The sequence below is a fragment of the Streptomyces sp. NPDC057623 genome, assembly GCF_042800355.1.
Taxonomy (GTDB): domain Bacteria; phylum Actinomycetota; class Actinomycetes; order Streptomycetales; family Streptomycetaceae; genus Streptomyces.
Genome location: NZ_JBHVGZ010000030.1, coordinates 65,105 through 78,846 on the forward strand (window position 1 = coordinate 65,105; position 13,742 = coordinate 78,846).

Genomic DNA, 13,742 nt, shown 5'->3' on the forward strand with positions numbered 1-13,742 from the left:
CCGGGCTGCCGTCCATGCCCCGCCACCCCGTACCCTTGGGTTTTGTGTTCCGTAGCCGTGCGAAGGAAGAGAAGGCCCAGGCCGCCGACAAGGCCCTGGTGACCGACTCCACTCAGACCCGCCACCCCGAGGCCCCCAAGGGCCGCCCCACGCCCAAGCGCAGTGAGGCCCAGACCCAGCGCCGTAGCGTCGCCAACACGCCGTCGACGCGCAAGGAGGCCGCCAAGCGCCAGCGCGAGGACCGCCGGGCCGCCCTGGAGAAGCAGCGCCAGGCGCTGGCCGGGGGCGACGAGCGGTATCTGCCGGCCCGTGACAAGGGTCCGGTCCGCAAGTTCGCGCGTGACTTCATCGACTCGCGCTTCAACGTCGCGGAGTTCTTCCTCCCGATGGCCGTGGTCATCCTCGTGCTGAGCATGGTGCGCGTGGGTGCCCTTCAGAACATCGCGCTGCTGCTGTGGCTGGTCGTGATCGTGCTGATCGTGCTCGACTCGTTCGTCACCGGCTTCCGTCTGAAGAAGCGGCTCGCCGAGCGCTTCCCGGACGACAACCGGCGCGGCGCTGTCGCCTACGCGCTGATGCGCTCGCTCCAGATGCGCCGGCTCCGGCTGCCGAAGCCGCAGGTCAAGCGCGGAGAGCGGCCCTGAGCGCAGCTGCGTTTTCCGGGGGTGCGGCAGATGCGTGGCTCAGCAAGCTGGGTGGGTTGCGTGATGTCGTACGGCAGGAGCTGGTGGGCCGGCAGCTCGACGAGCAGATAGCCGGGCGGTTTCCCGTCGGGCAACGGCTGCGCGTGCTCGACGTGGGGATGGGCCAGGGCACCCAGGCGCTGCGCCTGGCCAGGGCCGGGCATCAGGTGACCGGCGTCGAGCAGGACCCGACGATGATCGCGACGGCCCGCGAGGAGCTCGCCGGCGAACCGGAGGGCATCCGGGAGCGGGTGCGCATCGTCCAGGGCGACGGGCGCGACACCGGCGTCCATTTCCTGCCGGGCAGCTTCGATGTCGTGCTGTGCCACGGCGTGCTGATGTACATCGAGGAGCCCGACCCGCTGCTGGCCGGGCTGGCCCGGATGCTCGCCCCGGGCGGACTGCTGTCGCTGCTCGTGCGCAACGGCGACGCGCTGGCCATGCGGCCGGGACTGTCCGGGGACTGGGCCGGGACGCTGGCCGCCTTCGACACCACCGCGTACCGGAATCGGCTGGGGCTCGACGTACGGGCCGACCGGCTGTCGGACCTGACCGCGACACTCGCCGGGATCGCGGCACCGCTGCACGCCTGGTACGGGGTACGGGTGTTCACCGACACGGCGGCCGACGGGGCGGAGCTCCCGGCCGACGTGGGCGCGTTGCTGGCGGTCGAGGAACGGGCCGGGAAGACGGATCCCTACCGGAGCGTCGCGGCGTTGCTGCATCTGTGCGGGGTACGCGGCTGAGGCCGTGGTCCGCGCGGGCCGGGCCGATACCGAGCCCGACGCCCGTCCGAGAGCACCCCAGGCCGAGGCCGACGCCCGTACAGCCCGCACAGAGTGCGCAAGCCCGAGCCCGGCCCAAGCACACGGCCCCGGACCGACGCCCAACCGGAGCGCGCCGGGGCGAGGCCGGCTCCTGGGTGGAGTGGTGGAGTGGGCAGGCTCAGCTCGTTCGGGTGCGTAGCGCAAGCCGGATGCCGGAGGCGCGGTGAGACTCGGGGCATGGATGCTCGCCGTTCCCGTGGACCGCGGCCCGGCCCTTCGGTCGTCGTCCTCCTCTCCTGCCTCGGGCTCCTGGCCGGGTGTTCCGGTTCCTCGTCCTCGCGGGGGCGGGGGGACTCGACCAGGCAGGCCGCCGTTCCGGAGGCGGTCGGGGCCGTCGACGATCTGGAGGACGGTTATCTGCGGGTGATCAAGGACGTCCTGCCCTCGGTCGTGCAGATCCAGGCCAGGAACGACCTGGGATCGGGCGTGGTCTACGACGAACAAGGGCACATCGTGACCAACGCGCATGTCGTCGGGGACGAGCGGACGTTCCGGGTGACGACCGCCAACAGCGAGGACCAGCTCACCGCGCGGCTCGTCTTCTCGTACCCGGAACAGGACCTCGCCGTCGTGAAGCTGGAGCGGGTGCCGCAGGGGCTGAAGGCGGCGACGCTCGGGGACTCCTCGAAGGTGGAGGTCGGCCAGATCGTGCTGGCCATGGGCTCGCCGCTCGGGCTGGCGTCCAGCGTGACGCAGGGCATCGTCTCGGCGACCGGACGGACCGTCACCGAGGGCAGCGGCAACGGCGGTACGGGCGCGACGATCGCCGACATGGTGCAGACGTCGGCTGCCATCAACCCCGGCAACAGCGGCGGGGCCCTGGTGAACCTCGACGGCAGGGTCATCGGCATCCCGGCCCTCGCCGCCACCGACCCCGGCCTCGGGGACAGCGCGGCACCCGGCATCGGATTCGCGATCCCGGCGTCGACGGTGAAGTCGGTCACGGACCAGATCATCGAGAACGGCAGGGTCACCGACTCGGGCCGGGCGGCGCTCGGCATCACGGCCCGTACGGTCGTGAACGACGACTACCAGGCGGCGGGCGTGGCCGTCGTCGAAGTGCTGGCGGGCGGGGCGGCCGACAAGGCCGGTCTGGAGCCCGGGGACGTCATCACCCGGCTGGGTGATGAGGACATCACCACCCTCACATCCCTGTCCGAGGCGCTGGCCGCCGACAAGCCGGGGGAACGGACGACGGTGACGTTCACCCGCGACGGCAGGGAGAAGAAGGTGGAGGTGACGCTGGGTGAGCAGTGACGTGGTGGGCGGCGACGTGGGGCGAGGGCGGACGGCCCTCGCCCCGTCGGCTCACGCTTCGGCGTGCAGGCTCATCGGCCCGTAGATCTCGCCGGCGTCCTCGAACAGCCGCACCTGGTCCGCGCCGCCCTCCTGAAGTGCCTTCCAGTGCTCCCCGATCCATGACTCGGCGTCGCCCTGGGTAGTGAACTCCTCGGGCTGCACCGCGGGCTGGACCTCCGCCCCGTCGGCCTTCTCGAACCGCCACGTCCATGCCGCCATGTACGCCTCCAAGGTGTCAGCACGTGCAGACTGCGAGCCGGATCAAGGTCCGGCTCCCTCGCTGAGCCTATTCGTTCGGCTGGGTGACTGGTCAAAAGCGGGCCGGTACGGGTCGTCCGCGCCCTGTCGGGGCGTACCCCGCGCGCAGGTCCCTCGGGGACCGGCGAAAATCGGATGTGTGGAACTGACTCTCCTCGGCACCGGTGCCCCCGCGGGACTCCCCCGCCCCGACTGTCCGTGCGCGGCCTGTGCGAGTGCGCTCGGGGGTGACGCGCGGGCGGCGACCGCGTTGCTCGTGGACGGGGCGCTGCTGCTGGATCTGACGCCCGGGGCGGCGTTCGCGGCGGCTCGGGCGGGGCGTTCGCTGGGCAACGTACGGCAGGTGTTGCTGTCGCATCCGCACAACGGACCCGCCGTCGAGGTGCCGGCCGGGGTGCCGCAGCCCGGCCGGGTGCCGGACGGGCGGGAGTTGGCGCTGCTGACGGGACATCGGGTGCGGGCGGTGGCGATGGACTCGCCGGGCACGGGGTACGCGGTGACCGGGCCGGACGGGCAGCGGCTGCTGTATCTGCCGCCGGGGGGTGCGCCGGCCGGGCTGGAGAACGGGTTCGGCGGGATGTACGACATGGTGGTCGCCGATGTCGTGGGGCGGCCGGACGCTCTGGCCAGACTGCGGGCGGTGGGGGCGCTCGGGCCGACCACGGACGTCGTCGCCGTACATCTGGATCATGACGCTCCGCCGGGCGCCGAGCTGCTGCGGCGGCTGGCCGCGGCGGGGGCGCGGGCGGTGCCGGACGGGACGACGCTGACGGTGGGGGCGTACGAGGACGTGCCGGACGTGCCGCGCCGGACGCTGGTGCTGGGCGGGGCCCGGTCCGGGAAGTCGGTGGAGGCGGAGCGGCGGCTGGAGGCGTTTCCGGACGTGCTGTACGTGGCGACCGGCGGCACCCGGGGCGGGGACGACGAGTGGGCGGTGCGGGTCGCCCTGCACCGGGAGCGGCGGCCGGGGTCGTGGCGTACGACCGAGACGTGCGACCTGGTGCCGCTGCTGGCCGAGCAGGGGGCACCGCTGCTCATCGACTGTCTGTCGCTGTGGCTGACGGATGCGATGGACTCCGTCGGGGCGTGGGACGACGCGGTGTGGGCGAACGGCGGGGAGAAGGCGCTGCGGGAGCGGGTGCGGGAGTTGACGGAGGCGGTGCGGGCCACGCGGCGGACCGTGGTCGCCGTGTCCAACGAGGTGGGGTCGGGGATCGTGCCGGCGACGGCGTCGGGGCGGCGGTACCGGGATGAACTCGGGCGGCTGAACGCCGCGTTCGCCGGGGAGTGCGAGCAGGTGGTGCTGGTGGTGGCGGGGCAGGCGCTGGTGCTGCGCGGCTGAGCGTGCCGCTGAGATCGCCGCTCTGGTTGTCGTGCGTCTGCGGCCGTCGTCGTGGCTGGTCGCGCAGTTCCCCGCGCCCCTGGGGGCGCTGCGGTCACTGGCGTTCAGGGCTTCAGGTCGGCTCCTTGCGTGCGATGACCCGGTAGGCGTTCGAGAAGCGGGTTCGGCTCAGTGCGGGGGCCAGGAGGTGGTCCACGGCCCAGGCCACGGCCACCAGGGGCGCGCACGCCCGGGACAGCAGCGGGGGGAGCAGGCGGGTCAGCGCCAGTGAGGTGGTGGCCGCGATGTCGTACGGGATGTGCGGGGCGCGGTGGTCCGTCGAGACGACCGTGCAGCCTTGGCGCTCCAGTTCCGCGCAGAGGGTGTGCACGGGCATCAGGTGCAGATGTCCCGGGCGGCTGTGCGGGATCCACAGCCTGCGGAGCAGCACGGCGAACACGCAGCGCGGGTTGGGGAGTTCGATGAGGAGGTGGCCGCCCGGTCGCAGCACCGCGAGGGCGGCGCGCAGTTCCGCGCAGGGGTTCGGGGCGTGTTCCAGATGGCGGAACATGCTGACCACGTCGTAGCGGGCGCGCAGGCGGGCCGTGATGCGGGGGTCGGTGAGGTGACCGACGTGGGCTTCCTCCACCCGCTCGGCCACGCGGGCGTCCAGAACGCGGTGGGTCAGGTCCAGGCCGTCGAACGCCGTGTACGGGAAGAGTTCCTTCGCCGCCTCGGGGAAGCGGGCGAAGCCCGTGCCCACGTCCAGCCAGCTCTCCGGCTCGGGGAACGGGAGCAGCGCGCAGGCCGCGGCTCTCAGCCGGCTGTACGGCAGCCGGCTGAGCCGTAGGTGCCGGGGGACGAAGCGCTGGTTCCGGCATCTGGCGAGGGTGAACGCGCAGTCGGCGCGGCTTCGTTCGGAGGGTGCGGTCGCGGTCATGAGCGGCTCCCGGGCGCGAGGGCGTACGGCGGGGGCGTACGACCGGGGGGTACGGCGGGTGGTGCGAGCATGCCCGGACAATGCCCCGACAATCCACTGCAAAACGGAACGTATGGGATGGCGATCTTGGGTGCAACGACGTCGCGCGGATGTGGCGGTGATGTGGCGGGGCCCCTGGTGGCCATGTGGCGCCGTTCTGTTCGACCGGTGCCGGTACTGTTCGGCGAATGAGCTCGCTTAATCTCGACGACTTCACTGATCTGATCGAGCGCCCCGACGGAGGGGTACGCCGTGACGCAGAGGCGCGCCGTGAGCGTCAGATCGTGCCGCCCGGGGCCCTGGGCCGCCTCGACGACCTGGGTGAGTGGCTGGCGGCCGCGCAGTCCGCCGTGCCGGTGCGGCCGATCGAACAGCCGCGGGTCGTCCTGTTCGCCGGTGACCACGGCGTCGCCGAGCTGGGAGTGTCGGCGCGGGAGGCGGGCAGCGCCGCCGAGTTGGTGCGGGAGATCCTGGACGGCGGCCGGCCCGTGTCCGTGCTCGCGCGGCGGCTCGGGGTTCCCGTGCGGGTGGTCGACATGGCGCTGGACTGCGACCCGGAGTCGCTGCCGGCGGCCGTCGTACGGCATCGGGTGCGGCGCGGCAGCGGCCGTATCGACGTCGAGGACGCGTTGACACCCGAGGAGGCGGAGGCGGCATTCCGGGCCGGGGTCGCGGTGGCCGACGAAGAGGCCGACTCCGGTACCGATCTGGTGGTGCTCGGCGATGTGAGCGTCGGCGGGACCACGGCGGCGGGAGTGCTGGTCGCCGCACTGTGCGGGACCGACGCGTCGGTCGTCACCGGGCGGGGCGGACTCGCCGTCGACGACCTGGCGTGGATGCGCAAGTGCGCGGCGATCCGGGACGCGCTGCGCCGGGCGCGGCCCGTGCTCGGGGATCAGCTCCAGCTGCTCGCGACGGTGGGCGGGGCGGACCTCGCCGCGATCACCGGGTTCCTGCTACAGAGCGCGGTGCGGAAGATGCCGGTCGTGCTGGACGGGGTGGTCGTGGCCGCCTGTGCGCTGGTGGGCCAGCGGATCGCCTTCCGGGCGCCGGACTGGTGGCTGGCCGCGCACAGCAGCGGGGAGCCCGGGCAGGCGAAGGCGCTGGACCGCATGGCACTGGAGCCCCTGCTCGACCCGGGCGTGAAGGTCGGGGAGGGCGCCGGCGGCCTGCTGGCCCTGCCGATGGTCCAGGCCGCCGCCGCACTGGCCGCGGAGCTGCCCGAGAGGCCGGAGAAGCCCGAGGACACGGAGGACTCGGAGGGCACGGAGGTCTCGGAGGTCTCGGAGGGTACGCAGGACTCTGAGACGTCCGCGGAGGCGGCGCCGGGGTCGGGGCCGGAGAAGGAATCGCCGGAGACCGCGTAACGGCCGCGGGCAAGGTCGCCGACGGCCGACAGGTCAGCCGGCCGAGAGGCCGTCGGCGCCGGACAGCGACCCCAGCAAAGGGTGATTCACACCAAACATGGGCATATGATCCCCATTCGTGAGAGCTGACACCCTCGGCCGCTGGGCCCGCGCCGAGTGGGGAGCGCTGTACCTCGCCGTGCGGGGGGCGTCGGCCGGACGGCGGTGGTGGGCGGCCGTGCCGATGACCGTGGGGGCCGTCCTTCTGACGGGGCTCGTACAGGTCGTGCAGAACCGGCCCTGGGGCTACGGGGTCGTCCAGGACCTCGGGGCCGTGAAGGCCGAGGATCCGCTGTGGCTGGCGCTCCTGCGCACGCCGCTGTCCCTGTTCGTGCCCGCCCTCGACCTCCCCGTGTGGGGGGCGCTCGCACAGATCCTGCTCGTGTTCGGGCTCGCCGAACTCTGTCTGGGCTGGTGGCGGACGCTCGTCGTCGCCTACGTCGCCACCCTCGCCGGAACCGTGTACGCGCGCGTGGGCATCGCGCTCGGCCCGGACAACCCGATCGGGCTGCCCGCCTCGGACGCGCGGGTCGTGGACACGGGACCGTCGGCGGCCGTGGTGGGGCTGGCGGTCTTCCTCGGGTGGCGCTACGGCGCGTACGTCACGGCCGGTGTGGTGATCGCGGCGATGGTCGTCGAGGTCGTGCTGAAGGAGAACCTCGCCGGGAAGGAGCACCTGGCGGCCGTCGTGGCGGTGCTGGTGCTGTGCGCGGTGGCGGCGGTGCGTCAGCGGCGCTCCAGGGCGCGGGCCGGGTCGACGTCGGGCGCGCCGCCGATCCAGTCCTGAAGCTTGCGGCTGGGCCCCGCCCACCGCTTGTCGTGGTGGTAGGCGCGCAGCAGGGCCTTGGCGCGGGCGCGCGGGCGACGGCGGTAGAAGCGTCTCGCCCAGGGGGACACGGGACGGGCCAGGCGGACGGCGCCGAACAACGCGATGAAGGGGATGACCACCCCGAAGATCGCGATGCGGGCCTTGCCCTTGGCGAGGGCGATCAGGGCGACCAGGAAGTTCCCGGCGATCGTGCTGAGTACCGTCCCGCGGTTCTGCAGCTCGTCGTCGTTGAGGTCGTTGACCCCGAAGGGCGCGTAGCCGAGGAGGAACAGACCGACCACCGCCGCGGTGAGCACGACCACCTCGACGCTCTTGCGGCCCGCCTCGGTCCAGTAGACGTCGTCCAGATGCAGGATCAGGGCGAACTCGTCCATCACCAGTCCCGCGCCGACCCCGAAGACCACCGCGGCGGCGGCCGAGCCGAAGCCGCGCTGCCCGCCGGCCACCGCGCAGAACCCGCCGATGACGGTGAGGACGACACCGGGGACGACATGGTGGATGTGGACGGCACCGGTCTCGATGTTGCGGAAGGGCCCTTTGCCCGCGCGGATGAGGCGGGTGATGATCCGGGTGACCAGGAAGGTGACCACGAAGGCGGTCAGGGCCAGGAGCAGCGGGAGCTTCCCCGGTTCGATGATGTTGCGCTGCCACCAGTCACCCATGGTTTCAGTGTGTCGGTGAAGGGGGTGGGCCGCCTGGCGGAGACGACGTCCGGGCTACTCTGCCGACGTGTCCATGACCCCGCCGCCCCTGCACGGCCTCCGCTTCTCCTTCGCCACCCTGAGCGTGCTCCCCGTCAAGGTGAGCCGCTGGGACCGCGAGGCGGCGCGCGGCGGGATGCTGTGCGCCCCGCTGGTCGGGGTGGTCCTGGGCTGCGGTGCCGCCTTCGTCGCGCTGGTGCTGCTGTTCCTCGGCGCCGCTCCCCTCCTCGCCGCCGTCGCCGGCGCCGCCGTCCCCGCCGTACTGACCCGTGGGCTGCATCTCGACGGCCTCGCGGACACCGCCGACGGGCTCGGCAGCGGCAGGCCCGCCGAGGACGCGCTGCGGATCATGAAGCAGTCGGACATCGGGCCGTTCGGGGTCATCACGCTCGTGTTCGTGCTGGTCGCGCAGGTGGCCGCGCTCTCCCAGCTGTACGACGGCTCATGGGCCCGGGGCGCCCTCGCCACCGTCGTGTCGGCCGTCGCCGCCCGGCTCGCCCTCACCCTCGCCGCGCGGACCGGCGTACCCGCCGCCCGGCCGGAGGGGCTCGGGGCCGCGGTGGCCGGCGTGGTTCCGGTACGAGGTGCGGTGGCCGTCGCCCTGGCCGTGACCGGCGTCGCCGCCGCGGCGGGAGCGCTGCTCGGGACGTACGACACGGCATTCGGAGTGCCGTACGACATCGCCCGCGCCGCCCTCGCGGTCCTCGCCGCGCTCGCCGCCGCCGAGCTGCTCCTGCGGCACTGCGTCCGCCGCTTCGGGGGCGTCACGGGTGACGTCTTCGGCGGGCTCGCGGAGACGGCGGCGACCACCGCGCTCGTCGTGCTGACCCTGGGCTGACCCGGACCGGCGCGGGGCCGGGCCCCCGGACCGCCCCTCAGCAGGCCCGGCGCCACACCCCCAGCTCGTACTTCTTCAGCATCGAACTCAGCTTCAGGCGACGCGACTGAGCGCAGAAGCTGCGCGTCGGGACCTCGTACTCGACGTGGAACACCGCCTTGCCCGCCTTCACGAAGGGGCTCAGGGCCGCGCACTCCCCGTACTGGGCGCACTGTTCGTTGACCGCGAAGTCGAAGTCACCGACCAGCTCGGGGATCTGGTCCAGGTCGTTCTTCAGGCCCACCGCCATGCCCCGGTCGTGGGCCAGCTTCGCGATCAGACGGTTGTAGCGGAGCTGGTCGGCGGCCTTCAGCGGGAAGCCGGTGCTGTTGCGGTAGCCGTCCATGTTGTCCGGCTCCACCGCGTCGAAGCCCTTGTCGCGGCACATGTCGACACGGGCCGCCATCAGGGGCTCCAGCACGTCCGTGCGGCGGATGTCGAGCCAGCGCTCGCCCTCCCAGCCGTTGCCCTTGCCGAGCACCGACCTGGGGAACTCTTCGGCGTCGGGGCGCCAGTCCTCCCAGGCTCCCGTGGAGAGGTAGCAGATGACCTTGCGGCCCTCGTCGTGCAGTGCGGCGACGGTCTTCTCGGACTGGTCGAAGCCGTCGATGTCGTAGACCGGGACGTCGACGGTGGTGTCGACGCGGCCGCGGAGCTGCCACTGCCAGGCCACGCCGGGCCGCGGCTGCCAGCGCGAGCCGCTCGGGCCGCCGCCCTCGGGGTTCTCGTCGCCGTCGGGGGCCGACGTACAGCCCGTGACGAGGAGAAGCAGAACGACCAGCGGAATGAGGCGTCTCACCGAGCGGACTCCAGAGCGTGCGGCAACGTACCCCAAGGATGATCGCCCATCCCCGGCACGGCGCAGTACACGGAGGCTCCGCGGGCACGGGCCAGATCCCCCGGTTCCCCCTGCTCGACGTCCGCCGGGACCCCGTACACGAGATGGCACAGGCGCACTCCCCCGCCGCCCCGCCACTGCTGCGGGCCGAGCCGGGTGTACGACGCCCAGGTGCCCTCGAAGGTGACGAGGAGGTCCGCGATCCTGGCGTACGACGGGTGCGGTGCCGTGCCGTGGTTCAGCGCGAGCGTGCCGCGGCCGGCGCCCCAGGCCGCCCTGGCGAGCCCCTGGTAGTACGCGAACTCCTCGCGCCCCGCGGCGACTTGGTCGAGGAAGACGCCGTTCGCGCCGTACCAGTCGTGGTGCCTGGCGAGGTCGCGTACGACGTCGGCGTGGGGTCTGCGGCCGTAGTCGGTGTCGGCGTAGCCGAGCACCCGGACGTCCGCCGCCAGCAACCGGGCCGCGACCTCGGCGAACGCCGGGTCGGGCGTCTCCCCGGGGCCGCTGGCCGGGTTGAGGACGACCCCGTAGAGGCGGGGCGCTGCCGCGATGATCGCGTCCCATTCGGCGGGGCGGACGGACGGGTGCTCGTAGTACGGGACCAGCAGATCGTTCATCGGTGCGCGGTCGCCCTCCCCAACAAGGCGCAGACCAGCGCGGCTTGGGCCACCGCCGCCGAGGCGTGCGCGATCAGGCCGGTCCAGTGCGGGCTGCCCGTGTGCGTCAGCAGGGCCAGCGTCTCGGCGAGGGCAGCCAGACAGCAGATCGTCGTCGCGCCGAGCACCGCGCCGAAGGACTGGAGCAGCAGGCCCGTCCACAGCACGACGCCCAGCAGGAGCAGACCGGCGAGGCGGACGCCCGTGATGCCGGGGGCGTGCGGCCACAGGGCCGAGGTGGCGAGGCTGAGCGCGAGCAGGGTGACCAGGTAGGCGGCGAGACATGCGACGACCGTGCGGACCGTCGTCCGGCGGAACGCCCTCGGTGTGCTGCTGGCGCGCAGGCCCGCGAGGCCGCCGCTGCGGAAGCGGTACAGGAGCCATTCGGCGGGGCCCATGCTGAGGGTGAGGGCGACGGCGGAGGGGGCCGCCATCGCACTGTGCTCCGCACCGGTGAGGACGTCTCCCAGGGCCGCGTAGAGGACCAGGGCGCCGGTGGCCAGGCCGAAGAGGGCGTAGGGGTAGGACGCGGAGAGACGGGGGCCCCTTGTCGTTCGGCGGCTGCGGCTTCGTCGTGGCTTGTCGCGCCCACGCGGCGGTAGCCGCACATCAGATACAGCCTCGCGCCTCTTGGAGGGTGCCCCCTCGCGCAGGCCCAGAAGTGCCACCACGGCCAGCGAACCCAGGAGCAGGGTGACACGCGCGGCGTTCGGCATCGGGTGGACCAGCCCCATCACCGCACCCGCCGCCATCGGCAACAGCGCCGCCAGCAAAGCTCGTTCGCGGCCCAGCACCAGCAGTACCGTCGCCGCACCGAGGTAGACCGACTGGCCGGCCGCGAAAGCCACGGCGGCCGGGTGGGCGGGCCACGCCACGGCCAGGGCCACCAGGGCGCCCAGCAACGCCCCCGCCGACGCGCCCCACAGGAGGGTGCGGCGGGCGGCCGCCCGGTCGCCCAGTCCCAGCCAGGAGTAGGCCCGATGCGCGAGCCCCTGGTTCCAGGTCCAGCCGACCAGAGCGCCGGCCAACAGCGGGACCGTGCCCGCCGGGAGGCCGAAGTCCTGCGGGCCTGCGAGGAAGGGGGCGCCGAGGACGTAGCCGAAGCCCGGGAGCGCGAAGACCACGCCGCGCAGCAGACAGCCCAGCAGACCCACCTGCCACGGGTCGTGGACCGGCTCGTCGGGCTCCGGGTAGCGGCGCTCGACCCGCTCGTAGAGCTCCTCGGCCAGGGCGAAGGAGTTCTTGACGCCGTAGCGCTCGCGTATCTGGTCGTCGGACAGGCCGTCGGACTCCAGCAGCGCGGCGATCTCGTCCGGGTGGACGGCGGCGGCTATGAAGTCGTCGAGGCGTTCGGCGAGTTCGTCGAGGGGGTCGGGCCGCGCCCAGCTGGGTGTGGTGCGCTGGCGCGGGATGGCGGGCAGGGTGTCGGGGCGGGAGCCGGGCGGCATCCAGATGCTGCCGCTCACCAGCCGGTTCCGTCCGTCGCGACCTTCTCGTACCAGGGGTCGCGCAGTTCGAGGGTCCAGTCGGCGACCGTCTCCAGCGTGGGCTCGTAGACCTCGGTGCTGCCCGCGAGCTCCTGGTAGATCGTCCGGAAGTTGTCCACGGAACGGCGGAGCGTGAAGCGGTCGATGACGCGCTGGCGGGACAACTCGCCCAGTTCCAGGCGCCGTTCGTCGTCGCGGAGCAGGGTCAGCGCGGCCGCCGCCATCTTCTCCGGTTCGCGCGGCGGGACCACCAGGCCGGTGTCGCCGACGGCCTCGCGCACTCCCCCGACGTCCGTCGAGACGGTCGTACGGCCGCAGGACATGGCCTCGATGATGGAGAAGGGGAAGCCCTCGGAGATCGACGACAGCATGACGACGTGGCCGGCGGCGTAGGCGCGCCAGACCTCGCTGATGCGGCCCTCGAAGGTCAGGCCGTCCGTGACGCCGAGCTCGGCGGCGAGTTTCTCCAGCTTGGTGCGGTAGGCCTCGCCGCCGGGCGGGACGGGGCCGAACATCCGCAGGCGGGTCTGAGGGAGTTCGGCGCGGACCATGGCGTAGGCCCGCAGCAGGGTCTCCAGGTCCTTGATGGGGTCGACGCGGCCGCACCAGGTGAGGGTGGGGACCTCGGGCTCGGGACCGGCGTGCGGGAAGGCGTGCGGGTCGACACCGTTGTAGACCGTGCGGATCTTTTCGGCGTCGGCGCCGCCGCGTTCCTCCCAGCGGCGGTTGTACTGGTTGCAGGGCGTGATCAGGTCGGCCGTGCGGTAGCCGTGTGAATTCAGTTCACGGTAGAAGCCGAGCATGAACGCCTTCACGGGCCAGCGCTGGGCGTCGCTGCGGTATCCGAGGTAGCGCTCGCGCAGATAGATGCCGTGCTCGGTGAGGAGGAAGGGCACGCCGTCCAGCCTGCGGGCGGCGAGGGCGGGGAGGGTGGCGAGGCCGCTGCTCACCGCGTGGGCCACGGAGTCCTCGGGGATACGGATCCCGAGCGGGCGCAGGGCGTGTTCCAGCAGGTCGGTCGCGGTCAGGGCGTCATGGACGGTCGGGCGGGCGGCCGCGGTCGGCAGATGCGGCATCGTCCATATCCACATCAGCGACCGCAGCGCCGACTCGGTGCGCAGGGCCGCCGACAGGTGTCCGTCGCGGGCGAGTCCGGCCAGCTCGTCCAGGGCCTCACCGAAGTCGCAGTGCGCCTCGGGGTCGAGGAAGGAGAGCAGGAACCGCTCGTAGGAGTCGGTGAAACGGCGCCGGGCCCTGCCGTACGGCGCTCGCTCGCGCCCCGGACGCGGGCCCCAGGTCGGTACGGAGGTGTGCCGGCAGACGTTGGGCGGCAGCTCCCAGCTGACGGGTTCGCGGCCCGTGCCGGTGAGCGACACGATGTGGAAGTCGACCTCCGGCATGCCCTTGACGAGCTGGTCGCACCAGGTGCTGACGCCGCCGTGGACGTGCGGATAGGTGCCTTCGGTGAGCATGGTGACATGACGGCCAGTACGCATCACGCGAGTTCCCCCCTGTGGAACAAGTTGGTGCTCGGCTCCGAAGCGCACCCCGGCGGGTCGGTCGTGAGATGTGCCGGGGTGC

Annotated in this window: 14 protein-coding genes; 7 read left to right on the forward strand and 7 right to left on the reverse strand. The window is 72.8% G+C overall.

The window, feature by feature from the left end; all coding sequences use genetic code 11:
• Positions 1–14: 14 nt before the first annotated feature.
• From ACFU95_RS27500 to ACFU95_RS27510, 3 genes are all read left to right on the forward strand, one after another.
• Positions 15–644, forward strand: a complete 630-nt coding sequence (locus tag ACFU95_RS27500) for a DUF3043 domain-containing protein (protein WP_383832407.1) — start codon at positions 15–17, stop codon at positions 642–644.
• Between the two features lie 83 nt (positions 645–727).
• Complete coding sequence (locus ACFU95_RS27505; RefSeq protein ID WP_383832479.1) at positions 728–1,429, forward strand: class I SAM-dependent methyltransferase; 702 nt, start codon at positions 728–730, stop codon at positions 1,427–1,429.
• Between the two features lie 258 nt (positions 1,430–1,687).
• Positions 1,688–2,767, forward strand: a complete 1,080-nt coding sequence (locus tag ACFU95_RS27510; protein ID WP_383832409.1) for a S1C family serine protease — start codon at positions 1,688–1,690, stop codon at positions 2,765–2,767.
• A gap of 51 nt (positions 2,768–2,818) precedes the next feature.
• Here ACFU95_RS27510 and ACFU95_RS27515 read toward each other — a convergent pair whose 3' ends face one another.
• On the reverse strand, positions 2,819–3,028 hold the full coding sequence (locus tag ACFU95_RS27515; RefSeq protein WP_383832411.1) for a hypothetical protein: 210 nt from the start codon (positions 3,026–3,028) through the stop codon (positions 2,819–2,821).
• A 178-nt stretch (positions 3,029–3,206) separates the two neighbouring features.
• On the opposite strand from ACFU95_RS27515, the gene ACFU95_RS27520 reads away from it, so the two are divergent.
• Positions 3,207–4,409: a bifunctional adenosylcobinamide kinase/adenosylcobinamide-phosphate guanylyltransferase gene (locus ACFU95_RS27520; RefSeq protein WP_383832413.1), complete on the forward strand. Its 1,203-nt coding sequence runs from the start codon at positions 3,207–3,209 to the stop codon at positions 4,407–4,409.
• A gap of 112 nt (positions 4,410–4,521) precedes the next feature.
• Here ACFU95_RS27520 and ACFU95_RS27525 read toward each other — a convergent pair whose 3' ends face one another.
• Positions 4,522–5,328 (reverse strand): class I SAM-dependent methyltransferase, encoded by an 807-nt coding sequence (locus ACFU95_RS27525; protein WP_383832415.1) that lies wholly within the window; start codon positions 5,326–5,328, stop codon positions 4,522–4,524.
• A 227-nt stretch (positions 5,329–5,555) separates the two neighbouring features.
• Here ACFU95_RS27525 and cobT point away from each other — a divergent pair, with 227 nt between their 5' ends.
• On the forward strand, positions 5,556–6,734 hold the full coding sequence (gene cobT, locus ACFU95_RS27530) for a nicotinate-nucleotide--dimethylbenzimidazole phosphoribosyltransferase (RefSeq protein ID WP_383832417.1): 1,179 nt from the start codon (positions 5,556–5,558) through the stop codon (positions 6,732–6,734).
• A gap of 118 nt (positions 6,735–6,852) precedes the next feature.
• A complete protein-coding gene (locus tag ACFU95_RS27535; protein ID WP_383832419.1) occupies positions 6,853–7,560 on the forward strand; it encodes a hypothetical protein in 708 nt (235 codons plus the stop codon).
• On the opposite strand, the gene ACFU95_RS27540 is transcribed toward ACFU95_RS27535, so the two are convergent.
• Complete coding sequence (locus tag ACFU95_RS27540) at positions 7,500–8,264, reverse strand: hypothetical protein (protein ID WP_383832421.1); 765 nt, start codon at positions 8,262–8,264, stop codon at positions 7,500–7,502. The genes ACFU95_RS27535 and ACFU95_RS27540 overlap by 61 nt on opposite strands.
• Before the next feature lie 73 nt (positions 8,265–8,337).
• Here ACFU95_RS27540 and ACFU95_RS27545 point away from each other — a divergent pair, with 73 nt between their 5' ends.
• Positions 8,338–9,141: an adenosylcobinamide-GDP ribazoletransferase gene (locus tag ACFU95_RS27545; protein ID WP_383832481.1), complete on the forward strand. Its 804-nt coding sequence runs from the start codon at positions 8,338–8,340 to the stop codon at positions 9,139–9,141.
• A 37-nt stretch (positions 9,142–9,178) separates the two neighbouring features.
• On the opposite strand, the gene ACFU95_RS27550 is transcribed toward ACFU95_RS27545, so the two are convergent.
• The 4 genes from ACFU95_RS27550 to pelF are packed head-to-tail and all read right to left on the reverse strand — an operon-like array spanning position 9,179 to position 13,657.
• Entirely contained in the window at positions 9,179–9,979 is an 801-nt protein-coding gene (locus tag ACFU95_RS27550) for an endo alpha-1,4 polygalactosaminidase (protein WP_383832423.1), read from the reverse strand.
• Complete coding sequence (locus ACFU95_RS27555; RefSeq protein WP_383832425.1) at positions 9,976–10,635, reverse strand: spherulation-specific family 4 protein; 660 nt, start codon at positions 10,633–10,635, stop codon at positions 9,976–9,978. The genes ACFU95_RS27550 and ACFU95_RS27555 overlap by 4 nt, the downstream gene beginning before the upstream one ends.
• Positions 10,632–12,140 (reverse strand): hypothetical protein, encoded by a 1,509-nt coding sequence (locus ACFU95_RS27560; RefSeq protein WP_383832427.1) that lies wholly within the window; start codon positions 12,138–12,140, stop codon positions 10,632–10,634. The genes ACFU95_RS27555 and ACFU95_RS27560 overlap by 4 nt, the downstream gene beginning before the upstream one ends.
• Positions 12,137–13,657, reverse strand: a complete 1,521-nt coding sequence (gene pelF / locus ACFU95_RS27565) for a GT4 family glycosyltransferase PelF (protein ID WP_383832429.1) — start codon at positions 13,655–13,657, stop codon at positions 12,137–12,139. Before pelF ends, ACFU95_RS27560 begins: the two co-directional genes overlap by 4 nt.
• Positions 13,658–13,742: the final 85 nt, after the last annotated feature.